The organism is Pararhizobium antarcticum, from assembly GCF_001885585.1.
Classification (GTDB): domain Bacteria; phylum Pseudomonadota; class Alphaproteobacteria; order Rhizobiales; family Rhizobiaceae; genus Pararhizobium; species Pararhizobium antarcticum.
The window spans coordinates 1-24,709 of sequence record NZ_LSRP01000083.1; the positions used below are offsets into that span (position 1 = coordinate 1).

Below are 24,709 nucleotides of genomic sequence, written 5' to 3' on the forward strand. Positions count from 1 at the left end.
TTATTTCTGCCAGCTCTTGACCAGTTCGTCGTAGTTGACGGTGATCGGCTGTTCTTTTTCATTCTCGATCTTCAGCTGAGGCGCGAGGTTGCCCGCCTTGACGGCTTCCGCGTTCCAGTAGGCCAGATCATGCTCTTCAGCGAGTGCCGGGCCGATATCGCCCTGAATGCCAGAGCGTTCGATACGCGACAGAACCTTTTCCTGTTCAGCGCAGAGCGAGTCCATGGCTTCCTGAGCGGTTTTCGCACCCGAGGATGCGTCGCCGATCGCCTGCCACCAAAGCTGGGCCAGCTTCGGATAGTCAGGGATGTTCGTACCGGTCGGCGACCACTGAACGCGGGCCGGCGAACGGTAGAACTCGATCAGACCACCGAGTTTCGGTGCCCGGTCGGTGAAGGACTGGTGCTGGATCGTGCTTTCGCGGATCAGCGTCAGGCCAACCTGGCTCTTCTTCACATCGACAGTCTTCGAGGTCACGAACTGCGCATAGAGCCATGCGGCCTTGGCGCGGTCTTCAGGGGTCGACTTCAGCAGCGTCCAGGAACCCACGTCCTGGTAACCGAGCTTCATGCCGTCTTTCCAGTAGACGCCGTGCGGGCTCGGAGCAAAACGCCATTTCGGCGTGCCGTCCGCATTGACGACGGCGAGGCCTTCCTTGACGAAGTCGGCCGTGAAGGCCGTGTAGGTGAACATCTGCTGGGCGATGGTACCCTGGGCCGGAACCGGTCCGGCTTCGCCAAACGTCATGCCCTGTGCTTCCGGCGGTGCGTAGGCCTTCAACCAGTCCAGATACTTCTGGATCGAGTAGACGGATGCCGGGCCGTTGGTGTCACCACCGCGGGCGACGCAGGAGCCGACAGGCTGGGACTTTTCGTTGACCTTGATGCCCCATTCGTCGACGGGCAGGCCGTTCGGCAGGCCCTTGTCGCCGTTGCCGGCCATGGAAAGCCAGGCGTCGGTGAAGCGCCAGCCGAGCGACGGATCCTTCTTGCCATAATCCATATGGCCGAAGACCTTCTTGCCGTCGATTTCGCGACCGGTGAAGAATTCGGCGATGTCTTCGTAAGCCGACCAGTTGACGGGAACACCGAGGTCGTAGCCGTACTTCGCCTTGAAGTCGGCCTTGTTCTTCTCGTCGTTGAACCAGTCATAACGGAACCAGTAGAGGTTCGCGAACTGCTGGTCGGGCAGCTGATAGAGATCGCCGTCCGGTGCAGTGGTGAACTTGGTGCCGATGAAATCGGCGAGGTCGAGACCGGGATTGGTCACGTCCTTGCCTTCGTTCTCCATCCACTTGGTCAGCGAGCGGGCCTGCTGGTAGCGCCAATGGGTGCCGATCAGATCGCTATCGTTGACATAGGCGTCGTAGATGTTCTCGCCCGACTGCATCTGTGTCTGCAGCTTTTCGACAACGTCGCCTTCGCCGATCAGGTCGTGAGTGACCTTGATGCCCGTGATCGCGGCAAAGGCCGGGGCCAGGACCTTCGATTCATATTCATGCGTGGCGATGGTTTCCGAAACGACCTTGATGTCCATGCCGGCAAACGGCTTGGCAGCGTCGATGAACCACTGCATTTCGGCTTCCTGGGCGGTGCGATCGAGGGTCGACAGGTCGCCCACTTCCGCATCCAGGAAGGTTTTTGCTTCATCCATGCCCGCGAATGCGGACCCTGTGAATGCCAGCAGCATTGCCGCCGTCGATGTTAGAAGATGCTGTCGCATATGTTCCTCCTCAGGTTTTTGCGATTGCAATATCCGGATTGTCCAACGGTTCCTCCCCCGGGCAATCCGTCCGTACGTCCTGTCTCAGACCAGCTTGAAGACGCCGACGGCGTAGACAACTGACAGAGCAAGAGCCCACCACAGGTCGGGGCCGCCAAGCCCCAGCCATGCGAGATGAATGAATGCCGAGCCCAGCAGCGACACGAATAGCCGGTCGCCGCGCGTGGTCTCGAACCGCAGAATGCCGACGCGCGGATTGCCGCCAGGTGATACATATTCCCAGACACCCATCCCAATCAGCAAAGCGAGGATTGTCAGGAAGAAGAGCGCTGTCGGCAGCGTCCATGCCATCCACGAAAAGTCCATGTGACTGCCTCCCCTATACCCGGCCCAGGGCAAAGCCCTTGGCGATGTAGTTGCGGACGAAATAGATAACCAGCGCGCCCGGAATGATGGTCAGCACCCCGGCTGCGGCGAGCACACCCCAGTCCATGCCGGATGCCGAGACGGTCCGCGTCATGATGGCGGCGATCGGCTTGGCGTCGGTCGTGGTCAAGGTTCGGGCGATCAGAAGCTCCACCCAGGAAAACATGAAGCAGAAGAAGGCGGCGACACCGATGCCGGATGCGATCAGCGGAATGTAGATCTTCACAAAGAAGCGCGGGAACGAATAACCGTCGATATAGGCGGTCTCGTCGATCTCTTTCGGCACGCCAGACATGAAGCCTTCGAGGATCCAGACGGCCAGCGGCACGTTGAACAGGCAGTGCGCCAAGGCCACCGCAATATGCGTGTCGATCAGGCCGAAGGCCGAATAGAGCTGGAAGAAGGGTAGCGCGAAAACGGCCGGCGGCGCCATGCGGTTGGTCAAGAGCCAGAAGAACAGGTGCTTGTCGCCGAGAAACCGATAGCGCGAGAAGGCGTAAGCCGCCGGCAGCGCCACCGAGACCGCGATGATCGTGTTGAGCACGACATAGATGATCGAATTGATATAGCCCTTGTACCAGGACGGATCGCTGAAGATCACCATGTAATTGCGCAAGGTCGGCGTCTGCGGAAACAAGGAGACGCCGGACATGATCTCCGTGTTGGTCTTGAAGCTCATGTTCACCAGCCAGTAGATCGGCAGCATCAGGAACACGATGTAGAGCGTCGGCACGAGCCAGGCGACGCCGGCTTTCGTGCGCCGTGCGGGCAAGGGAAGCGTGCCGGGGCGGCGCTCGGCTGCCTGCGTCGTGCCTGTCCGCAGCGTCTGGGCTGCATCCGTCTGTGCGGTCGAGATCGCGGTTGCGTGGGTTTTCATCACGCTCTCCTCAGTTGGCCGCGTCGCTGCTGGTCATCACGGTGTAGAAAACCCATGAGAGCAGCAAGACGATCAGGAAGTAGATGATGGACATGGCGGCGGCGGGTCCCAGGTCGAACTGGCCGACGGCGATCTTCACAAGGTCGATGGACAGGAAAGTCGTGGCAGATCCCGGTCCGCCGCCGGTGACGACGAAGGGCTCGGTGTAGATCATGAATGAATCCATGAAGCGCAGCAGCACGGCGATCAAAAGGACCCGCTTCAGCTTGGGAAGCTGGATATAGCGGAACACGGCCCAGCGGGATGCGCCGTCGATCTTGGTTGCCTGGTAGTAGCTGTCCGGGATCGATACGAGACCGGCATAGGCCAAAAGCACTACCAGGCTCGTCCAGTGCCAGACATCCATGACAACGACAGTGATCCAGGCATGCAGCGGATCGGAGGCATAGTTGAAAGGAATGCCCAAGCGCGCCAGGCTGTACCCGACAAGGCCGATATCAGCCCTGCTCAGCAACTGCCAGATCGTGCCGACGACATTCCAAGGGATCAACAGCGGCAATGCCATGAATACGAGACAGAAGGGAACACCCAACCCCTTCTTCGGCATGTTCAGCGCGATGAAGATGCCAAGTGGAATCTCGATGGCCAAGATGACGCCGGAAAAGAACAGGTTGCGCTGCAGGGCATCCCAGAACCGTGCGGATTCGAGCACTTCCGTAAACCACTCCGTACCGGCCCAGAAGAATTCATTGTTGCCGAACGTATCCTGTACCGAATAGTTGACGACGGTCATGAGCGGGATGACGGCCGAAAAGGCGACCAGCACCAATACCGGCAGCACCATGAACCAGGCCTTGTTGTTCCAGGTCTTTTGCATGGTCAAGCCTCCCCGCCTACGCGCCAGCTATCGGCATAGATATTGATTGACGCCTGATCGAAGGTCACGCGCGGCTCGGATGGAATTTCTCCGTCCTCGTGCACGACGATGGCGATTGGCTTGTCTGCGAACTGCGCGCGAACGATCTTCTGGCGGCCGATATCCTCGACCTTGGAAATCGTCACCGGCATGCCCACGCGGCCTAGCCGGATGAATTCCGGACGGATGCCGAGCTCGGTCCTGGCGCCGCTCGCGATCTTCGGCGCAAAACCGAGATCGATCGTCTGGCCGCCCATTTCGACCGTTCTGCCGTCGATGCGAGCCGGGATGACGTTCATGCCAGGCGAACCGATGAAATAGCCGACAAATGTATGCTTTGGCTTCTCGAACAACTCCGCCGGCGTCCCGATCTGCACGATCTCACCGTCATACATGACGACAACCTTGTCGGCGAAGGTCAGTGCTTCGGTCTGGTCGTGCGTGACATAGACCATGGTAAATCCGAACTGTTTGTGCAGCCGCTTCAGTTGCGAGCGCAGGACCCATTTCATATGCGGATCAATCACGGTCAGCGGCTCGTCGAAGAGGATGGCGCTGACGTCGGAACGCACCAGACCGCGTCCGAGCGAAATCTTCTGCTTCTGGTCGGCGGTCAGGCCTTGCGCCTTTTTCTTCGCCCAGTCGGAAAGACCGATCATCTCGATGATCTCCCGTACGCGGCGATCGACTTCCGGCTCGGGAACCTTTCGGTTGCGCAGCGGGAAGGCCAGATTGTCGTAGACCGTCATCGTGTCGTAGATGACCGGGAACTGAAACACCTGAGCGATATTGCGCTCCTGCGTCGGCAGGTTGGTTACATCCTCGCCGTCAAACAGGATCCTGCCCTCGGACGGTTGCACCAGGCCGGAAATAATATTGAGCAGAGTGGTCTTGCCGCAACCGGATGGCCCGAGCAGAGCATAGGCGCCACCGTCGTCCCACTCGTGATGGACTTCCTTCAAAGCGTAGTCATCGGGAGCCGACAGGCGAACGCCGTAGGCGTGGCGGATATGATCGAGATTGATGCGTGCCATGGTTTGTCCTCACGCCGCCTTCTGACTGTAGCCGGCAATCGCCCTGCCATCCGCGCCGAATGCCATCAGATGCCGGGTATCGACGAACAGGCCGACATCGGTATCGGCGTCGATATCGTGAATGCCGTGCACCAGCATCACCCACCGATGTTCACCGAAGGCCACATGGATGAAGCTTTCAGAACCGGCAATTTCCGAAATGATCGTGCGGGCCTGGACAGCCGAGGCAGTCGCGTGCGGCCGATGCAGCGACAGATGGTGGGGCTGGAATGCGATCGTGCAGAAGCCGTCAGGGATGTCGGCCAGATGAGGCGGCACAGCAAGAACCGTGTCGCTGCCGCTGAAGAAGCCGCTGCCCTTCTTCGTCAGCCCGATCACGTTGAGCGGCGGATCGGCAAAGGTGCGCGCCGAAAAAAGATCAACGGGATTGCGGTAGACATCGATCGTCTTTCCAAACTGGGTGATGCTGCCATGCGACAAGGTCGCGGTATTGCCGCCCAGAAGCAGCGCTTCCGACGGCTCCGTGGTCGCATAGACAAAGATCGCACCGGAGGCCGCGAAGATTTTAGGCAACTCCTCGCGCAGCTCTTCGCGCAGCTTGTAGTCGAGATTGGCCAGGGGCTCGTCGAGAAGCACCAGCGCCGCATTCTTGACGATAGCGCGGGCCAGTGCCGTCCTCTGCTGCTGACCGCCCGACAGGCTCAGCGGCATGCGATCGAGATAGGGCGTCAGCTTCAAAATCTCGGCTGCCTTGCGCACCTCCCGGTCGATCGTCGCCTTGTCCTTGCCGGCGATACGCATCGGCGAGGCGATGTTTTCATAGACCGTGAAAGCCGGATAGTTGATGAACTGCTGGTAGACCATGGCAACGCCGCGCTGCTGCACCGGGACGCCCGTCACGTCTTTTCCGTCGAAGCGGATCGTACCGCTCGTCGGTTTGTCGAGACCTGCCATCAGGCGCATCAGCGAGGTCTTGCCAGACAGGGTCGGGCCGAGCAGGACGTTCAGCGTTCCCCGCTCCAGAATAAGGTTGGTGGGGTGAATATGCGTGTCAGCCCCGTCAACCTTCGTGATCCCGTTCAATTCAAGCATGTGCCGCAATACCTTTTCTGAGCATCATCCGTTTGTGGCAAGGCACGTCAGACCGCCATAGCCTGATGCGATCCGCTGTCCTCACAGGACAGAGCCTCGCTGTCCTGGGCCTGCGACCAGAGGGGGGCTACAACGTCGATGGCGGCGCGATAGATCTTGTATTTCGCGGTCAGAATCTTCGCCCTGACGGGGTCGGGCTCGAACCTCTGATCGACGTGCACCATGGCGGCGATTGCAGCCGGAATGTCAGGATAGATCCCGGTTGCGACCGACGCGCAGATCGCGGCACCCTTCGCCCCGAACTCCGTACCATTGGCAATCTCGATCGGAAGTCCAAGGCCATCTGCGAACATCTGCGCCCAGACAGCGCTTTTTGATGGCCCACCGGCCAGACGGATGACCTTTGGATCGGCGGCATCGGGTCCATCAAGCAGGTAGGACATGTCCTGGCGATGGGCGAAAACAACACCTTCGTAGACGGCCCGGATGATATCGGCGAGCGATACGCCCGCTTTCAATCCGAGAAAGCCGGCAGGCGCGCCCTGTGGCCCATCATAAAGGAACGGGAAGAACAGAATGTTGTTGCTGCGTGTCAGCGCTCCGGCCACCAGATCGTTGCAGATGTCGTAAACGCTGCGCCCCTCCAAAAGTGCCTGATGCGCTTCGGCAGACAGCATGGTCTTGCAGAGCCACTCCAGATTGCTTGCCGAGGTCGGCGTCGCGGTGGTCGCAAGAAACTGTCCGGCAACAGGATAGGGAGTCTGGATCGTCGGCAGTGGGCTGTGAGACGGCGTGCTGTGAACGGTCGAATGGATGCTGAATGTGCCGGCAACGGCTGCCAGCTGATCAGTCCGCTCAACGCCCGACGCCATCGAACAACCGATAACATCATAGACGCCACGCACGACAGGTGTGCCGGCGCGCAGGCCCGACTGGCTGGCAGCCTTGTCGCTGACGCCCCCGACAATTGCCACGCTCGGGCCGATAGGCGGAAGCTTGTCCAGCCATGCGGTTAGTCCCGCTTCGTGAAACGCTTCCCGTGAGATCTCCGACCGGGTAACGTTGATGAGGCCGGAACAACCAGCATCCGTTGGATCTGTCGAGATGTCGCCGCAGAGGCGCATGCGCAGAAAATCCTTGCATGCCATGACATGCGCCGTGCGGCGCAGCGTGTCTGGCTCATTTTCCTGCATCCAGGCCAGGATCGGCAGGGTCTGACCCGGCCATATCTGCTGCTCGATATGCCTGGAAATCGCAGCGGCACTCCCCGATGCCGTCCAGCGGGCAATCAGCGGAATGGTGCGCGTATCGGTCGAAACAAGTGCGTTGCGAACAGGCACGCCGTCCGCATCGATCAGATAAACACCGCCGCCATAGCCCGAAGGCGTCACGGCAACGATATCAGCCGGATCTGTGGCCGTCTTCTTGAGCAGGATGCCGATGCACTCGCAGGCAGCGCGCCACATGCTGTCGGCATCGCGCTCGGTCCAGCCTTCGTGCGGCAACAGCATGACATTTGTCCGCCGTTCGCTGCCGACCTCATTTCCTTTCAGGTCAAACAGGACGACTTTCGTCATCGTTCCACCGGCGTCAATGCCAATAAGGCGCTCGCGCATGGTTCCTCCTCCAGGCCGGTGCGCACCGTCTCCACTCGACGCGCTGGGAAGGCTCCCCGTCCGGCATTTTTCCTCTGAAGCTAGGCTATTGGACCCGGGAAAATTGTCAATCAGATTTGTAAGAAAATTTTATACATACGTAATTATTTGAATTTTATTGATATTTTTGGAGTTATATATTTTTCATCTCTTTATATCTCTTCCAAAAGTAATAAACTGTCATTATGGGAGAAGCCAGAAACCCCTTGGCAAGCATGGAGAGGATGATGCGTAATCGCAACGAGGTCCTGCAGCAACTCAGGACGACATCGGAGGGCAGTAGCGCGCCCATCCTAATCGTCGGCGGCGGGATCAACGGCATCGGTCTCTATAGAGATCTGGCCCTGCAGAACGTTCCGGCGATCCTGATTGACAAAAGTGATTTTTCATCGGGAACAAGTGCTGCGCCATCGCGGCTGATCCACGGTGGGCTGCGTTATCTCGAAACCGGTGAATTCGAACTGGTGCGCGAGTCGGTGATCGAGCGCAATCATCTGATCAGAAATGCGCCGCATCTCGTCAAGCCGATCCCCGTCTGGGTTCCGGCCTTCAGCTGGTTCGGCGGCATGCTCTCCGCCGGTTTGCGGTTCCTGAAGCTGAAGAAGACACCGGGCGCAAAGGGTATCCTCGTGGTCAAACTCGGTCTCGTCTTCTTCGACCGCTTCGGCCGCAAAAACCGGACAATGCCGACCCACCGGTTGATGTCACGGAGCGAAAGCAAGCGCCGGATGCCGGGGCTCTCCGACAAGGTCTGCGCGGTCGCCGAATATTACGACGCGCGCCTGGTTCATCCCGAGCGCCTGGTCCTTGAATTGGTGAAAGATGCGGAACGCGATTGCCCGCAGTCGATCGCCCTTCCCTATCTGTCCCTGGACGGAACAGACGGCAATGAGGTGCGATTGAAGGATGAAATCAGCGGCGAAATGTTCACGCTGAAGCCACAGCTCGTGATCAATTGCGCCGGCGCCTGGGCCGACGAGGTCGATCGCCGGCTGCACATCGAAAAACGCCTGATCGGCGGGACACGAGGGTCACACCTCATTATGCGACGCCCGGACCTCGCGCGCCAACTCGGCGACGGCATGCTGTATTTTGAAACGCGGGATTTCCGCGCCTGCCTCGTCTATGCGCTCGACACCGACACTATCCTTCTCGGGACCACCGATATCCGCGTCAACGATCCGGACGGTGCCCGTTGCTCGGACGAGGAAATCGACTACCTGTTCGATGTCCTCGAACAGGTTCTGCCGGGCGCCAAGGCGCGCAAGGAGGAGATCGTCTTTGCCTATGCCGGCATTCGCCCCTTGCCGTGGAGCGGCGATGCGGCAACCGGATCGATCAGCCGCGATCACGCCCTTCATGAATTCGAACCGGAAACCAAACGCACCTTTCCCGTTCTGACGCTGGTCGGCGGAAAATGGACGACCTACCGGGCCTGTGCGGAGCAGATTTGCGATACGGTCCTGAAGCGGATCGGAATGGGCAGAACCGGAAGCACCCTGTCGCAACCCATTGGTGGCGGGCGCGATCTGGCGACGGACGCGACAGGGCGTGACCGGGAAATCGGCGAGATTGCCATGGCATCCGGTCTGGAGACGGCGGTGGCCGCGATACTTTACCGCCGTTATGGAAGCCAGTCACGCGATGTGGCCGAGATGATGGCCGAGGGCAAATGCAAACCGGTTGGTGGTGACGGACTGTACTACGAGGAAGAAATTCGCTGGATTTTGAAGAACGAGCGGGTAACGCGGCTTGCCGACATCGTCCTGCGCCGCACGCTTCTTCCTTTCGAAAATGCGATCACGCCGGAGACGATTGACGGTATCGCCACGATTGCCGCAGACGAATTGGGCTGGAGCGATCAGCGGTTGGCTGACGAGATCGCCCATACGACAACCCTGCTGACGCAGAACTACAGGGTTGTCTCGCTCTCGCCGCAACAGCAGCCTTTCACAACACACGGCCCACACACGAACAGCGCGCGCCACCAGGAAAAGGGACGACGGATATGACACCGGGTAACAAGCCGCTGATTGCCGGCAACTGAAAAATGAATGGTCTGCGGTCATCCCTTGAGACATTGGCGGCGGTTGCAGCAGGCACAGCCGCCTTTGCCGGCAAAACCGATACAATGATCTGCCCACCGGCGACCCTGCTGCACGAAGCAGCAATGCTCTGCGCGGGAACGGACCTGCGGATCGGCGCACAGGACTGCCATGCCTCTTCCTTTGGTGCCTACACGGGGGAGACCTCGGCAGAGATGATTGTGGATGGTGGCGGCAAATTTGTTATCATTGGGCACTCGGAACGCCGCACCCTTCAAAAGGAAACGGACGCACTTGTCCGCGGCAAGGCGCAGGCCGCGCATGCTGCCGGACTGATCGCCATCATCTGCATCGGTGAAACGGAATCCGAGCGGAATGCCGGCGAGACGCTGAAGGTCCTTGAAAACCAGCTGGCCGGTTCGGTTCCGGATGGGGCCACGGCTGCCAATACGGTCATTGCCTACGAGCCCGTCTGGGCGATCGGTACGGGACGGACGCCAACGATTGCCGACATTACCGAAGCGCACGCCTTTATGCGTGCTGAAATCTCCAACCGCTTTGGCGACGAGGGAAAAGGAATGCGCGTGCTTTACGGCGGTTCGGTCAAGGCATCCAACGCGGCCGAACTCATGGCCATCGACAATGTCGACGGCGCACTGATTGGCGGCGCAAGTTTGAAAGCTGCAGACTTTCTGGCAATCGCCGGAATATATGACAGGCTTTGAGGCCGGAGGGCGCAATGGAGAACGACATGGTCACCATTCTCGACAAAACCCATCACGCTGCTGCAACAGCCCGTCATCGCCATCCGGAAAAAGCCCATAGGCCAGATACGCAACTGCTGGCAAAGCCTGACTGGATACGGGTCCGAGCTTCGATGTCGCCAGGCTACATGGAAACCAAGTCGATCGTGAAGGAGCACAAGCTCGTTACGGTCTGCGAGGAAGCAGGCTGCCCCAATATCGGCGAGTGCTGGGACAAAAAGCACGCGACCTTCATGATCATGGGCGAGATCTGTACGCGCGCCTGTGCCTTCTGCAACGTCACAACGGGTAAACCTAATGCACTCGACATGGCCGAGCCGGAAAACGTCGCCAAGGCCGTCAAGCAGATGGGGCTCAGCCACGTCGTCATCACCTCGGTCGACCGCGACGATCTGGCCGATGGCGGCGCCGAGCATTTCGAAAAGGTGATCTGGGCGATCCGCGCCGCGTCGCTGATGACGACCATCGAAATCCTGACCCCGGACTTTCTGAAGAAGCCCGGTGCGCTGGAGCGCGTCGTTGCCGCCAAGCCCGACGTCTTCAACCACAATATGGAAACCGTTCCGGGAAACTACCTGACGGTGCGCCCCGGCGCGCGCTATTTCCATTCGGTCCGGCTGTTGCAGCGGGTCAAGGAACTGGACCCGACGATGTTCACCAAGTCCGGCATCATGGTCGGGCTCGGCGAAGAGCGCAACGAAGTGCTGCAGCTGATGGACGACCTTAGAACCGCCGATGTCGATTTCCTGACGATCGGGCAATATCTGCAGCCGACCCGCAAGCACCATCAGGTGATGAGCTTCGTCACGCCCGAGGAATTCAAGTCCTACGAGACGGTCGCCTACACCAAGGGCTTCCTGATGGTCGCCTCCAGCCCGCTGACCCGCTCCTCGCACCATGCTGGCGATGATTTCGCACGGTTGAGGGCAGCGCGCGCGAAAAGACTACTATTAGTAGAGTAACAAACCGGATTTCAATCGCTTTATCACTTGGGATGTTCTTGATCAAAATGCCGACTGACGCAAAGGCACGGCGTTTTCCGTCGGCGCATGCAGACCGCTGTCGATGTTGGAAACAGATTTGCCTTCGCCGCGCCGTGCCATGCGGTGCATCAGCGGCTGGAGTGCAGCGTGGGTGTCCTGGTAGAATTGGAAGACTTCGTCGTAACGTGTATGACGGCCCATGTTGGGCTCGATCACGTGGCTCTCGGTCACCATGCGACCGGCCGCTTCCGCAAGGCTGCCATAAAACCCGGCACCGACAGCGGCGGTGATCGCAGAGCCGAAAGCGGTCGCTTCCTGAACTTTGGGGACGATGATCGGAATACCGCATACATCGGCATGCATCTGCACCAGGAAAGACGTGCGGGTCGCACCGCCGCAGATCACCATGGTCTCGACGCTGACATCGTGACGGTCGAGTGCGCGCAGGATGTTTTGCGTGCCATAGGCAATCGATTCCAGCAAGGCCCTGAGCATATGGGCCGGCGTGTGCTTAAGCGTCAGCCCCCAGAGCGCGCCTTGCAGATCGTAGTCAATATAGGGGTTGCGGTTGCCCTGCCAGAAATCGAGCGCAATGAGCCCGTCTGCGCCGAGAGGAATTTCCTCTGCTGCGCACAGCATCTGGGCGTAGGTGTCCGGCCCCGACCCGGCGATCTTGCCGAGATGATCGTGCCACCAGCGAATGATTGAGCCGGAGGAAACCTGCCCGCCCTCCATGACGAACAGGCCGGGCACGACGCAATCCGGATGCGGACCGAAAATGCCTGGAACCTCGATATCCTGATCCGTCATCGGCAATACGAGATGCGACGACCCGGTGATGAAGGCAGTCTTGCCCGGCTGGCAGACATTGAGGCCGACCATGGCCACATAAGCGTCTGTTCCGCCGCAGACCACCGTCGTATCACGCGACAACCCCATGGCCTCGGCAGCTTCCGGCGCGATCCGTCCGATCGCTCCGCCAAGCGGCAGGATGTTTTGCGGGAACCGCGCGGTGATCTCGCCAAGCCCGATCTTCTCGTAAAATGCCTGCGGCCAGCCGCCCCGGCGCGGGTCGTAAAACCAGCGATTGGTGATCTGGTTGAGACCGAGCGTCAAAAGACCCGTCAGGCGCAGCGCCAGATAATCGGTCATTTCGACAAACCAGCGCGACCGTTCATAGATCTCCGGCCTGTTTTCCTTCATCCAGAGAATTTTGGGGATCATCCATTCGGAACTGACACCCAGCTGCGAGCGGCGCAACGCCGGATCGTTGGTCTCCATCATCCGCCGTGCCTGCGGCGATGCGCGGTTGTCCATCCACAGGATAGCCGGCATTGTTGGGACGCAATCCCGATCGAGCGCGACCAGTGTGCTTGAGGTACCGTCGGCAGAAATGGCCCGTATGTCGGCGGGGTTTAATCCCGAACTGCGCACAGCCTTGCGCACGGCAAGGCAGGCCGCCGTCCACCAGTCGGCTGGCGTCTGTTCCGCCCAGCCGGGAAGCGGAAACGTCGTCTGGTATTCATGGGTCGCCATGGCAATCACCGCGCCGTCAAGGTCTGTGATGATCGCCCGGGCACCGCCGGTGCCGCCGTCCAGGCCGACAAAATAGGCCGCTGTCTCGATCGCCATTCTAGGCTCCCTGTGAATGAGAAGAGATCCGGCGACCAGCCCGCATTGCGACTGCGACGCCGACCAGCAGCAACACGCCCTTGATGATCTGGCGCTGATAGTCGGCCCAGCCGAACATGGCACTGCCGCTGACAAGCACCGACAAAAGGAGAATGGCCGTCGTCGTGCCCAGAACATTGGGCTTTCCGATCCGCAGCATCATGCCCCCAAGCAGCACCGCCGTCAGGCCGTCGATGAAATAGGACGAACCGATCATCGGCTGGCCCGACGACAGGCTTGCGGCCAGAAGCACGCCGGCAATGGCCGACAGGACGGCGGAAAAGACGAACAGGAACAGGATGAGGCTACGGGCGGGAATCCCAGCCTCGTTGACCGCCTCCTCGTTCTGGGCCGTGGCGAAAATATAGTGCCCGAAGGTGAGCTTTTCCTGCGCGTACCACGAGATGAGATAGAGCAGTGCCGCAACCACTGCGATGACCGGGACAGGCCCCCAATTGGTGAAAAGCATTTCGCCCAGAGGTCCGGGGTCGGCGATGCGGATCGATGTTCCCTTGCCAAGCGCAGCAGCAATCGAGGCGCAAATACCGCCGGTAGCAATGGTGACGATCAACGGCGGAATGCGCAGCAGCGCGATCAGCGTGCCATTCAGCAGCCCGGCAAGCGCACCGACGCAGATGCCGCCAAGCGCCGCCAGCGGCCAGCCGCTTCCACTGGCCAGCAGCCAGGCGGTCATCATGTTGCTGAGGGCCGCGACCTGCATGAAACTGACATCGATTTTGCCGGCAGCAATCACCCAGGTCAATCCGAGGATCATGATCGCCATCAACGCCGAGGAACGCAGAATCGTCGCGATATTGGAGTTATCGAGCAACTGCGGTTTGAGGAAAGCGAAGACGGCGATCATGACAACGAGGGTCGCGACAAGCCAGTAGCGCCCTATGAACCGGTTGATCATCCGGGATTGCCCCCGATCAGTGACGGGATGGATGGTGGTGATATCCGTCATGTGCGGTTCTCCCGGACCTGTGTGGACGGTCGGACAAAGGAGACCAGATCGGCGAAGAGCTGGCGCACACGGGCATCAAACAACACCACACCCGCCAGAAGGATCAGACTTACGACGCCATCGCTGTAGTAGTACGGCACGCCGAGAAGAGAGAAACCGTCGAGCAGCATGGTGATCAGGAAGGTGCCGGCCAGCGTCGCCAGAACGGAGGTACCGCCCAAAAGCGCCGCGCCAAGGAAAACGCCGGCATAGGCGGGCATCAGCAGGTTGGCCCCTTCATTCGTATCCGCAGTCCCGGATTCTGCAAGGATCAAGACAACTGCAAGCGCCGATGTTGCCGCACAGATGATGAAGGCGAGCATGGTATAGAATTTCGTCGGTACGCCGGAAAAATAGGCCGAGACCGGATTCTCGCCGGTGGCATAAAACGAGGCTCCATACCGCGTCCGGTGCATGAACACCCATGCGACGGCATAAAGGGCGATTAGAAAAAAGAACGATACACTATATCCAAGGATGCGTGCGTCGTTCAGATCGAGAATCCCGGAGGTCACGAAATTCTGGAAGATCGTGCGGCCGCGCGAATACAGGAAGGCGAGGCCACCCGCTATCGATCCGGTGGCGATCGTCGTCACGATATCGGGCAGTCCGAAATAGCTGATGGCAATCCCGTTGAAGGTGCCGACCACGACGGCAGCCAGAACCCCGATCAAAATGCAGAGCCACAGATCATACCCGCCGGCGATCAGGAAACCGATGGTCATGGCGGCAAAACATGCGGTGCCAGCGAAGGAAAGGTCGAACTTGCGCACGATAACCACGAATGTCAGACCGAGCGCGGCCAATCCGTTGGCAGCCATATGCCGCGTGACGGCGGCAATGTTCTGGGTCGACAGGAACCGCGGCTCGACCGCCGTAAAGGCAGCGCCGATGATGATGACTAGAGTGACGAAGGCCAGTGAACGACCGAGGCCTGTCGGCAGGATCGAGTGTCTATGCATGATGGGCATCTCCCATGATACCGGCCATCAGAAGCTGGTTTCGGGTGAATATCGTGCCGGGCGAGGCAATCTGCCGGCCTTTGTAGAGCGCAAAGCTTCGGTCGGAGATGCCGTGCACCTCGTCGCAATCCGTCGACATGACGATGACGCCGGCGGTTCGGCTCAGTTCGCGCATCAAACCGTACAGTTTGGCGCGCGCACCAATATCGACCCCGACAGTCGGCTCGACGAAGATGTAGACATCGGCATCGGCAAACAGCCCCTTGGCAATGACGATCTTCTGCTGGTTGCCGCCACTGAAGCCGCTGACAGGCATGGTGACGTTTGGCGGGTTGAGCGCGACACGGCCGGCATATTCAACGCTTTTGAGCTTGTTGACCGAGCGCTTGAGAAAACCAGCAAATCCGGACGCGCGCCCGAGATTGGCCAGCGTGGTGTTGAAGATCGCCGATTGGGCGAGCGCCAGTCCCTCGATCCGGCGATCGCCCGGGACGAGAAAGATACCGGCCTTCAGTGAATCGCGCGGCGATCGCAACGAGACTTTCTCGCCCTTCAGCTCGATTTCACCCATATCCTTCGACAAGGCGCCGTAGAGCACTTTCGACAACTCATCGATACCGGAGCCGACGAGGCCGAAGATGCCGAGGATTTCGCCCCGCTGCAGCTGAAACCCGATATTGGAGAACAACCGCCCATGGCGCAGGCCGCGCACATTGAGAACGAGCTCGCCCAGATCGGCCGGTTCGCCCTTCTTCGGGAAGACGGCTCCCATGGTTTCGCCGAGCATCAATTCGGCAAGCGACAGGTTTTTCTCGCGAACCTCATCAGGCGTCATTGTCGCGATCATACGGCCGCCGCGAAACACGGAAAACCGGTCCGCGATCTCCATCACTTCCTCAAGCCGGTGGGTGATGTAGAGAATTGAGATGCCGCTGGTCCGCAGGGTCTTCATCAGACGGAACAGAACAGCCTTTTCGACTTCCGTCAGTGTCGACGTCGGCTCGTCGAGGATAAGAATTCGAATGTTTTCTCCAGCAATTGCCTGGAGAATGGCGACAATTTCGCGCTCCACGGCAGACATGTCCTGGATCGTACGCGAAAGGTCGATCTCGACCGGAAAGCGCGACAGCAACGCATCACCGCGCCGTTGCAATGCCGTGCGATCCATCCGGGCGGTAAAACTTGCTGTCGCCGCCTCCCGTCCGAGAAAGATGTTCTCATAGCCCGTGAAATCAGCAACCAGCTCCGGATGCTGCTGCACAGTTGCGATACCATAGCGAATGGCATCCTTTGGATTGCGGCAATCGAACCCTTCTCCGGCGATCTCGATCGTGCCCTCGTCCTTGGCATAGACGCCGGATAGAATCTTGATGAATGTTGATTTTCCAGCACCATTCACGCCCAGAAGCGCATGAACCTCGCCCGTTTCGAGCACAAAATCGACATCGCTGAGCGCACTGATCGGCCCGAAGCGCTTCGAAACCGCTCTGGCAGATATGGCGGGAACCGTCATCGCCCATTCCTCCACTTGCATTGGACACAGAGAGCCGGAAAGCAGGCGCGGTCCTTGCAGACCGCGCCTGCCATCATCATCAGACGGCGCGAACCCAACCCAGCTCCGCGGCGCGACCAGGCACGTCGAAATCGTCCGGCAGGCCATCCTTGAGCATCGATTGATCAACGGCGTAGGTTGGCGTGACGACGAGACGCGGCGTCTTCTTGCCTTCCAGATGTTGATGCGCATAGAAAACGGAGAGATAGGCCATCTCGTAAAAGCTCTGCGCCATAGACAGCTTCAGTTGTGAAGGACCTGCGATATAGCTGAAAGCCTGCGAACCGCCGTCAATGCCGGTGATGACAAGGTTCGGCCGCTCGGCAGCGCGCGCGGCCAATGTCCCCTCGACGGCAGCACCGTCCCAAGCACACCAGATGGCATCGATATCCGCATTCGCAGTCAGAATATTATCGACGGCCTGGCGGGGCGTGACATTGCCGGCCAGTGCAAAAGCCCAGTCGGCAACAATCTCGATGTCCGGATACTGGCGCAGCGTCCACTCCATGCCGAGCGTACGCTGATCCCAGCTTTCGTTTTGAGGCAGCAGAACGCGGGCGATGCGGCCCTTGCCCTTCAGTTGCTTGGCAATATAGTCGCAGGAATAGGCACCCATGCCAAAATTGTTGGACATAGAGGTCGTGTTGACAGCCACGCCGGGAACGGAACTGTCCGCGCAGAAGACAGGAATGCCGGCTGCAATGGCACGCTGAACGGCCGGGGCAATTGCAACTGCGTCCGCCGGCGTGATGAACAGAGCATCCGGCTTCGACGCAATCAACGAATCGATCTGGTCAGTCTGTGTCTTGGCGTCGAACCCGGCATCGGTGGTGGTCAGGCTGCCGCCGAGTTCCTGAACGGCGGCTGTGAAACCATCCTGCAGGTGGCGTCCCGAATCATAGGTTGTCCAGCCCAGCGCCGCTGCAAATTTGCGATCGGCAGCCTGGGCACGGGCACCGGTCGAGCCCAGATATTGGGCAGCGACCAGGGCTGCGGTTCCGCCGAGCAACGCGCGGCGCGAAAGTCCAAAGTTCAGAGTGTCGAAGTTCATGTCTATCCTCCCAGATGAAACATTTTGCGTTGAATCCCGGATGACCCTCCTGGTCACCATGGACAGTCCCTGCCTTCGTCAGGCGAATTGCCGCCGAAGGTAGTCTCTTTCAGGCCGTCCCCGCTCGTACGGCCAAGGATACGCGGCGAACCTCCGGGATGACCGAAAGCCATGTCCGATAAGCATCCGAATAGGCACGAGCGAGGTCCCGAACCGGTGAAATCGTCCGGTTGATTTTCGGTGGCGTGAGAACGTCGCTGACGTCTGCACCCGTGCTGGCAATCATGCCCAAGCGCGCTGCTCCGAAAGCCGCGCCGAGCTCGCTTGCTTCCGGCACCCGCAGCTCGACACCGAAGCATGTCGAAATCATCGAAAGCCAAACATCGGATCGCGACCCGCCGCCGATAGCCAACAGCGTATCGATCGAGGTACCGGTGGTCCGGAAGGCGTCGGCGCACTCCAGCAGCGCGAACGCAACGCCCTGCAGAACGGCGCGGGTCAGCTCTTCGTCTCCCGACGAATGTTGCAGGCCGATCAATGCGCCACGAATTTCCGCATTGTTGCGCGGTGACCAGCAACCGTCGAGAAAAGGCACGAAGACCACCGAACTCGGCGCTTGAAGAACAGTGCCCAATTCGGCGACGAGATCGGCCGCCGGCCGCTTGACCAGACGCGCCAGCCAGTTGACGCAGGACGTGGCCGACAGGATCACCGACATCTGGTGCCAGACACCCGGAACCGAATGGCAAAGCGTTTCAATGGCGTGATCAGGGCTTGGACGCGCATTGTTCATCGCGACGAACAGGACACCCGACGTGCCCAGCGACAGGGTGCCCTCACCATCGTGGATGACTCCGGTACCACAGGCACCACAGGCGTTGTCGCCGCCACCGGCCGCGATGACGGGGCGCCTTTTTATGCCCCATCGATCCGCCAGCTGGCCGCGCAACAACCCGGTCGCCTCGGTTCCTTCGTAGAGCGTCGGCATTTGCGACCGCCTCATGTCGGTGGCATCGAGCAAGGTATCGGACCAGGTGCGCGCGGCGACGTCCATCCACATGGTGCCGCTGGAATCTGCCATGTCGGACGCCTTGTCGCCGGACAGCATCAGGCGGATGTAGTCCTTCGGCAAGAGAACGTGGGCCACCTGATCAAAAACGTGCGGCTCGTTGTCGCGAAGCCAGGCAAGCTTGGTGGCGGTAACGCCGGGCGTCGGTTTGCGCCCGGCAATGCGGCGCACATCCGGTGCGCGCACCTCGAGATCGGCGCATTGTTTTTCCGTTCTGGTGTCGTTCCACAGGATGGCGGGTCGCAACGGCTTGTCGGACGCATCCAGCACGGTCGCACCATACATCTGGCCTGACAGCCCGATCCCCCTGACACTGGCAAGGGCAGGCCCGTGGTGTGCGGCAAGACCGTCCAGACTCTCGCAGACGGCGTTCCACCACAGATCAGGATCCTGTTCCGACCAGCAGCGATGTGGTCGTGATATTTCGAGTGGTCGGGAGGACTGCTCCCCCACGATAGTCTGATCATCGTCGATCAGAATTGATTTCACGCCCGATGTGCCGAGGTCTATGCCCAGATACATATCGTCCTCCTCCCCGGCCGGCCTTTGCGGCCCGTTGGTGTTCCATTCCCTTCCTGCCAGTCGCGTACCTTCTGCCGACACCGGTGCTCAGCCGGTCATCTGCAACCGCTTTCCCTCCAGAAAGCTGTCGATAGAGTCGATTTCGGTTTGGCTCAGCCGCAAACCGAGCTTGCTCCTGCGGAACAGGATGTCGCGCGCCGAACGCGCCCATTCCTCGCGAACCATGTAGTTGACTTCCGCTTCGGTCAGGCCCGCACCGAAGACGATGCCGAGATCACTCCAGGATCGCGCCTCCCCGAGCACCCGGTGGACGCGGGTGCCGTAGTAGCGAAACAGCCGGGTCGCGTGGTCGCCTAGAAACGGATAGGCGACACGAAGCGCCATGACCTTGTCGTCGAAAGCATCAATCGGAAAATCGCCGCCCGGCAGGGCCTCGCGACCGGTCCAGCCGGCAGTATCAGCGACAGTTTTTGCCTTGTCCGCAGGCAGGTAGGGGGCCAGCTTGTCCATGACGGATTCTGCAAGGCGACGGTAGGTCGTGATCTTGCCACCGAACACCGAGATCAGAGCCCTGTCGTCGACAACGTCCACTTCCAGCACGTAGTCTCTTGTCGCCTGTTGTGCCGCGCCGCGACCATCATTGTAGAGCGGGCGGACGCCGGAATAGCTCCAGCAGACATCGGTATCGAGGATCGGCTTGCGGAAATAACGGCTGGCCGACCGGCAAAGATAGGCGATTTCCTCTGCGGTCGCGTCGAAATTATCGAGGTCGCCCGTGAAATCCCGATCGGTGGTGCCGATCAGCGTGTATTCCTCCTCGTAGGGAATAGCGAAGAGGATACGATTGTCGCTGTTCTGGAAAATGAAGCACCGATCGTGAGCGTAGAGCTTGGGCACCACGATGTGCGATCCCTGCACAAGGCGGACCTTGCCTTTGGCTGGACGCTTGGCACACAGATCGACCACGTCGTTGACCCATGGCCCGGCGGCATTGACGACGATGCTTGCTTCTACCGTCTTCTGAAGATCTCCCTCACCGGAGACCGTCAGCGCCCAGCCATCGCGGCTTCTGTTGACGGCAATGCAGGACGTATGCGTGTCGATCACCGCGCCGCGTTCCTGGGCGGACTTGGCATTCATGATGACAAGTCGATTGTCCTCGACCCAGCAGTCAGAATATTCGTAGCCGGTCGATAGCGACTCAATGAGACCCTCGCCTACGACACTCCGGCGGAAATTGACCACCGATGTCGGCGGCAGGCGTTTGCGGCCGCCGATGTGGTCATAGATGAAAAGGCCGAGCCGGAGCAGCCATTTCGGCCGCATTCCGGGTGTATGGGGCAGAACGAAGCGGAGCGGCCGGACAAAATGTGGTGCGACGCTCCATAAAGTCTCGCGCTCCCTTAGAGCTTCACGAACCAGCCGGAATTCATAATGTTCGAGATAACGCAGCCCGCCGTGCAGCAGCTTCGTTGACGACGACGAGGTGGCACCGCCCAGATCGCCTTTCTCGCAGAGATAGACTTTGAGACCGCGCCCTGCCGCATCGCGCGCAATACCGCAGCCATTGATACCACCGCCAATGATTGCCAGATCGAAATGTTCAGCCATGGGCCCGCCCCTGCTCGGACCGGGCGGCCAACAGGCGCGCGGCGACCTCAACGAAGCCGGCGCCACCGCGCTGTGTTGCAATGAACGCCGGCAGGTCGATGCCACTTTCCGCGAAATCGGCGACATTGGCGACGCCGCAGGAATTCGGGAAAAACGAGAACATAGGTCCGTCATTGGGACTGTCGCCCACAAATACGATGCTGTCCTTCTGTGCGTCGAGATCCATGGCAAGAATGTCTGCCGCGAAGATCCGGCTCATCGAAAGCTTGTCGTAGTTTCCGAACCATCCGTTGACGTGGATGGAGGAGAGCTTTGCGATCGCGCCTGCGTCCTCGAAAATCTTCAGGACGCGGTCGATCTCTTCCTGCGGCAACGGATCGACGTCCTCACAAATGTCGATGGCGAGATCCGCCTCGCGGTAAAGCTGGTCGGAGGCGATACCGCTTCCCGGAACCTCGCGCAGAATGCGCTCCCTCAGCTGGTTGAGCTTGGCGCGGTTAACCTTGCGCTCCGCATCCGTGGCGAAAAACCTTTGGCGCATTTTGCGGGCTTCACGGTCGTAGGAAAAATAGAAGGCACCATTTTCCCCGACGATGCCGGCGACCGGCCAAAGCCGTGTGATCATATCGCACCAGCCAGCGGGACGGCCCGTGATCGGCACCACGTTGAGACCGGCCTGCGCCAGCTGTTCCAGCGCAGCGTAAGCATCGGCGTGAAGCTGGCCTTCCGTGGTCAGCGTGTCATCGATATCGGTGAACACTGTCGTGACGCGAGCAAGGGCGCCGTCGGAAAGTTCGGAGAGCGAACGCATCAGCATTCCTCCGCGATGAACTGTTCGAGAATGCCCATGTCAGCCGCAAGATCGAGCATCGAATAACGATTGCGCATCTCTTTGGAGTAGCGCACGGCGTCACGATAGAGGTCGCGGTCCATGCCGATTTCGGCCGGTGTTGCGCCACCGCCGGCCGCACGGATGTGTGTGGCAAGTGTCGCGGAAGGAACGGACATCTCCTTCAGCTTCAGACGGAGGGTCGGCCAAAGCCGTTCGAGATCAGCATTAAACCGATCGGCTCGAGCCTGGTCCATTGCCTTGGCACGCGAGGCCTTGAGACATTCTTCCACGGCAGCAGCCGGGTAGCGTGAACAAATATCGGCCTCGTCGAACAGCGTCGGTTGCACCTTTGGCGCCGTTTCGCTGGCAAGAATGATTTCCTGCAAACGTGCCATGGTCACGGAGGACACGCCGACCTGCTGGCCATGAACGGTGCCTGGATGCCGGGCCCCGGCGAAACTGTCGATCCAGTGAGAGATTTGATGTTCGCCCATGGAGCCAGGATGGCTCATACCTGTAATGCTGATGCCGAATCCTCCGAGGGTCAGGATGCGATGCAAGTATCCGATTGCCTCGTGGTCACGATGACCCAGTCCCTCGGAGCGCATCATGATGGCAGCCTCGTCGTCGGCCTGCAGCACATAGGGGGACGTGGCATAGTTCGTGCCCAGCAGCATGTGCGAAAAGTACCAATCGACCTGTGCCGTCGAACGACACATGCTGTCGCCAAAGCCGGCGGCGATCAAGTATTGAGGCGCTCCGGCGCTGATCTCGATATCGAGGAAAACCCCCTTGGCAGCATGGGCAGACATGGTCGTTTTCAGCCCGCTATCGAGCGTGATCGAAGCGGTTGTGGATGTATAGCCGTTCATGGACGGCGCAGTTCCGAAGACACTGTATTCCCGACCGTCGCCAGCCGTCGCATATTTGCAGAGATCGTTGATGGTGCCTGAACCGACAGCTATCAGCGCATCGACATGCCGCGTCCTGTCGCGCAGCGCCCGGACTTCCCCCTCGTCGGCATGGGGACGATCAAGAACGATGACCGAGGCCCGATTGCCCAGGCTGCGGGCAACCGCATAGCCATACGCATCATATGTATCACGATCGGCAACCACTCCGTATGTGGGAGCCGGCATCGTCTGGGCAATAAGATCGGCTTCCGCGCCACGCAGGCTGTCTTCGATGATCACCGTCTTGAACGGAACTTCCGCAGTGAGCCCTGTATCGGGATCGACCCATCCACCGGCGCTCACATTTCGGATCAGATCGTTCCAGTCACGACGTCCGACAGGTGGCCGGACGGCGTTCGCTGCATTCTGCATTCTCTCCTCCCAGAGCAATTTCTGGCAATTTTCAACAAGACGTGCAATTTGTCAATGGCTTTTTTTATAACACCTTGGCATTTGCCATAGATACCGTTTTGATGTGGGAATGGCTGGACTTGCCGGTTAAAAACTGCCAATTACGGTTTCAGGAGACATGTTCAGTTCAATGCGCGCTAACCGGGCCGACGACAAAGTTGCAAAGCGGAAGCCACCGCCGCCCATGCAGTTTGGCGCGGATCAACCCCTATGGGCGGCGTGGCTTTATTACGAGGAAGGCTTGAAACAGGACGAAATCGCCGAGCGCCTCGGAATTTCGCGTGCCTCGGTGTTCAATCTGCTTCAAAAAGCCCGGGACGAGGGCATCGTCACCATCACCATCGATCCCACACGCCTTGAGCGAGCCGACCTTTCGGTAGAACTGAAAGAAAAAGGTGGGTTGCTGGAATGCTACGTGCTCCCGGCGGGCGGCTCCGCCGCAGCGCTTTACGACCGGATCGGTCGGCTTGGCGCGCGAATTCTGGAACAGAAAATCGAGAATGACGATGTCATTGGTGTTGCCTGGGGGCGTACAGTCATGTCGCTTTCCAAGGCCCTGTCACCGGCCAACAAGCCGGGTGTTACCGTAGCCCAAGTGACCGGAAGTTCGATTGCGACCTATGATTTTTCGCCCGAGCTCTGCACCTCCAACATCGCGGCAAGGCTGAATGCGCGTTGCGTCAACCTTCACGCACCGGGTGTGGTATCCAATCCCAGCATGAAAACACTGCTGATGCAGGAACCAATAATTGAGCAGCACTTTACTCTGCTGCGTCAATGCACAAAGACGCTGTTTGGCGTCACCCATCTGAGCGGACCGACGCTCCTGGAAGACAGCGGCGTCATGACGGAGGAACTGCTGCTGCAGTACCAAAAGAAGGGCGCAGTGGGTTTTGCGTCAGGCTATTTCTTCGACCCCGACGGCACAATCATTCGCACCGGGTTCGACGATCGCCACATCGTGATGCCGATAGAGGATTTCATCAACGTGCCTCGCCGGATTTGTATCGGTGGTGGTGCAGAGAAAATTACGGCCATACAAGGCATGCTCAAAGCAGCCCTGGCAAATGTTCTAATTACCGATCAGGACACAGCGCGTAGCCTGTGCAGGATTCTTTAGAACAGCTTTTATGCGGATGGATATTGTTGCGCGCAGAGCGGAATCCAGCTCCGCCATTTCAATTTTCGGCATCAACATGGGGTTCTCAGGTCAAGTTTGCCTGATCAGCACAACCGGTCACCAGACGCTCACCTCATGGCGCAAATTGCTTCTGGCGAGATTGACGCGGAGGCCAAACGCAAAAAGCCCCTCGACCAATTTGGCGAACGGCCTCGTGTTTGTTGCCCTGACTGGAAGAATTTACAAGTTTGATTTTGTTGCGGGGGCCTGAACGCATAGCTACTTTCAAATTCGACCGCCTTGAAAGGGATCGAACCGGCGACAGGTTGGTCAGATAGCATAAGTGTCTGAAAAGACATACTTCGTGGGATAACGCCTATTTATGGAACTTTGAGGTTCCGTTGGTGAATAGGCATAAACGCCGCGGGCGCACGG

The 24,709-nt window shown here is 59.4% G+C and carries 21 protein-coding genes; 5 read left to right on the top strand and 16 right to left on the bottom strand.

The window, feature by feature from the left end; all coding sequences use genetic code 11:
• From AX760_RS11390 to AX760_RS11420, 7 genes are all read right to left on the bottom strand, one after another.
• Nucleotides 1-1,722: an ABC transporter substrate-binding protein gene (locus AX760_RS11390; RefSeq protein WP_071833003.1), complete on the bottom strand. Its 1,722-nt coding sequence runs from the start codon at nucleotides 1,720-1,722 to the stop codon at nucleotides 1-3.
• 84 nt (nucleotides 1,723-1,806) lie between these two features.
• Nucleotides 1,807-2,088 (bottom strand): DUF2160 domain-containing protein, encoded by a 282-nt coding sequence (locus tag AX760_RS11395; protein WP_071833004.1) that lies wholly within the window; start codon nucleotides 2,086-2,088, stop codon nucleotides 1,807-1,809.
• A gap of 13 nt (nucleotides 2,089-2,101) precedes the next feature.
• Nucleotides 2,102-3,025 carry a carbohydrate ABC transporter permease gene (locus tag AX760_RS11400; protein ID WP_245294993.1) on the bottom strand — a complete coding sequence of 308 codons (924 nt, stop codon included), beginning with the start codon at nucleotides 3,023-3,025 and terminating at the stop codon, nucleotides 2,102-2,104.
• Between the two features lie 10 nt (nucleotides 3,026-3,035).
• Complete coding sequence (locus tag AX760_RS11405) at nucleotides 3,036-3,902, bottom strand: carbohydrate ABC transporter permease (RefSeq protein ID WP_071833005.1); 867 nt, start codon at nucleotides 3,900-3,902, stop codon at nucleotides 3,036-3,038.
• A gap of 2 nt (nucleotides 3,903-3,904) precedes the next feature.
• Entirely contained in the window at nucleotides 3,905-4,975 is a 1,071-nt protein-coding gene (locus AX760_RS11410; protein WP_071833006.1) for an ABC transporter ATP-binding protein, read from the bottom strand.
• A gap of 9 nt (nucleotides 4,976-4,984) precedes the next feature.
• Complete coding sequence (locus tag AX760_RS11415; protein WP_071833007.1) at nucleotides 4,985-6,067, bottom strand: ABC transporter ATP-binding protein; 1,083 nt, start codon at nucleotides 6,065-6,067, stop codon at nucleotides 4,985-4,987.
• Nucleotides 6,068-6,114: 47 nt separating this feature from the next.
• Nucleotides 6,115-7,683 carry an FGGY-family carbohydrate kinase gene (locus AX760_RS11420; protein ID WP_071833008.1) on the bottom strand — a complete coding sequence of 523 codons (1,569 nt, stop codon included), beginning with the start codon at nucleotides 7,681-7,683 and terminating at the stop codon, nucleotides 6,115-6,117.
• 266 nt (nucleotides 7,684-7,949) lie between these two features.
• On the opposite strand from AX760_RS11420, the gene AX760_RS11425 reads away from it, so the two are divergent.
• Genes AX760_RS11425 through lipA form a run of 3 tightly spaced genes read left to right on the top strand, consistent with a single transcriptional unit; the run spans nucleotide 7,950 to nucleotide 11,493 of the window.
• On the top strand, nucleotides 7,950-9,734 hold the full coding sequence (locus AX760_RS11425; protein WP_083531161.1) for a glycerol-3-phosphate dehydrogenase/oxidase: 1,785 nt from the start codon (nucleotides 7,950-7,952) through the stop codon (nucleotides 9,732-9,734).
• A gap of 38 nt (nucleotides 9,735-9,772) precedes the next feature.
• Nucleotides 9,773-10,492: a triose-phosphate isomerase gene (tpiA, locus tag AX760_RS11430; protein ID WP_071833010.1), complete on the top strand. Its 720-nt coding sequence runs from the start codon at nucleotides 9,773-9,775 to the stop codon at nucleotides 10,490-10,492.
• A gap of 26 nt (nucleotides 10,493-10,518) precedes the next feature.
• Nucleotides 10,519-11,493 carry a lipoyl synthase gene (gene lipA, locus AX760_RS11435; protein WP_071833050.1) on the top strand — a complete coding sequence of 325 codons (975 nt, stop codon included), beginning with the start codon at nucleotides 10,519-10,521 and terminating at the stop codon, nucleotides 11,491-11,493.
• A 42-nt stretch (nucleotides 11,494-11,535) separates the two neighbouring features.
• Here the strand turns inward: lipA and AX760_RS11440 are convergent, their stop codons facing one another.
• The 9 genes from AX760_RS11440 to AX760_RS11480 form a co-directional block, all read right to left on the bottom strand.
• The gene (locus tag AX760_RS11440) at nucleotides 11,536-13,146 is read right to left on the bottom strand and encodes an FGGY-family carbohydrate kinase (RefSeq protein WP_071833011.1); all 1,611 of its coding nucleotides are present in this window, start codon (nucleotides 13,144-13,146) and stop codon (nucleotides 11,536-11,538) included.
• A gap of 1 nt (nucleotide 13,147) precedes the next feature.
• Nucleotides 13,148-14,152: an ABC transporter permease gene (locus AX760_RS11445; protein WP_071833012.1), complete on the bottom strand. Its 1,005-nt coding sequence runs from the start codon at nucleotides 14,150-14,152 to the stop codon at nucleotides 13,148-13,150.
• On the bottom strand, nucleotides 14,149-15,153 hold the full coding sequence (locus AX760_RS11450; RefSeq protein ID WP_071833013.1) for an ABC transporter permease: 1,005 nt from the start codon (nucleotides 15,151-15,153) through the stop codon (nucleotides 14,149-14,151). Before AX760_RS11450 ends, AX760_RS11445 begins: the two co-directional genes overlap by 4 nt.
• A complete protein-coding gene (locus AX760_RS11455; protein WP_071833014.1) occupies nucleotides 15,146-16,666 on the bottom strand; it encodes a sugar ABC transporter ATP-binding protein in 1,521 nt (506 codons plus the stop codon). The genes AX760_RS11450 and AX760_RS11455 overlap by 8 nt, the downstream gene beginning before the upstream one ends.
• Nucleotides 16,667-16,745: 79 nt before the next feature.
• Nucleotides 16,746-17,756: a sugar ABC transporter substrate-binding protein gene (locus AX760_RS11460; RefSeq protein ID WP_071833015.1), complete on the bottom strand. Its 1,011-nt coding sequence runs from the start codon at nucleotides 17,754-17,756 to the stop codon at nucleotides 16,746-16,748.
• Nucleotides 17,757-17,865: 109 nt separating this feature from the next.
• Entirely contained in the window at nucleotides 17,866-19,347 is a 1,482-nt protein-coding gene (gene xylB / locus AX760_RS11465; RefSeq protein WP_071833016.1) for a xylulokinase, read from the bottom strand.
• Between the two features lie 87 nt (nucleotides 19,348-19,434).
• Nucleotides 19,435-20,958, bottom strand: coding sequence for a glycerol-3-phosphate dehydrogenase (gene glpD / locus AX760_RS11470; RefSeq protein ID WP_071833017.1), 1,524 nt, complete (start codon nucleotides 20,956-20,958; stop codon nucleotides 19,435-19,437).
• Nucleotides 20,951-21,769, bottom strand: a complete 819-nt coding sequence (locus tag AX760_RS11475; protein ID WP_071833051.1) for an HAD-IIB family hydrolase — start codon at nucleotides 21,767-21,769, stop codon at nucleotides 20,951-20,953. Before AX760_RS11475 ends, glpD begins: the two co-directional genes overlap by 8 nt.
• Nucleotides 21,769-23,115 (bottom strand): sn-glycerol-1-phosphate dehydrogenase, encoded by a 1,347-nt coding sequence (locus tag AX760_RS11480; protein ID WP_071833018.1) that lies wholly within the window; start codon nucleotides 23,113-23,115, stop codon nucleotides 21,769-21,771. The genes AX760_RS11475 and AX760_RS11480 overlap by 1 nt, the downstream gene beginning before the upstream one ends.
• Nucleotides 23,116-23,272: 157 nt before the next feature.
• Between AX760_RS11480 and AX760_RS11485 the strand changes: the two genes are divergently transcribed.
• Both AX760_RS11485 and AX760_RS26730 read left to right on the top strand, forming a co-directional pair.
• Nucleotides 23,273-24,274, top strand: a complete 1,002-nt coding sequence (locus AX760_RS11485; RefSeq protein ID WP_083531159.1) for a sugar-binding transcriptional regulator — start codon at nucleotides 23,273-23,275, stop codon at nucleotides 24,272-24,274.
• 10 nt (nucleotides 24,275-24,284) lie between these two features.
• The gene (locus AX760_RS26730) at nucleotides 24,285-24,545 is read left to right on the top strand and encodes a hypothetical protein (RefSeq protein ID WP_139276490.1); all 261 of its coding nucleotides are present in this window, start codon (nucleotides 24,285-24,287) and stop codon (nucleotides 24,543-24,545) included.
• The last annotated feature ends 164 nt before the right edge of the window (nucleotides 24,546-24,709 follow it).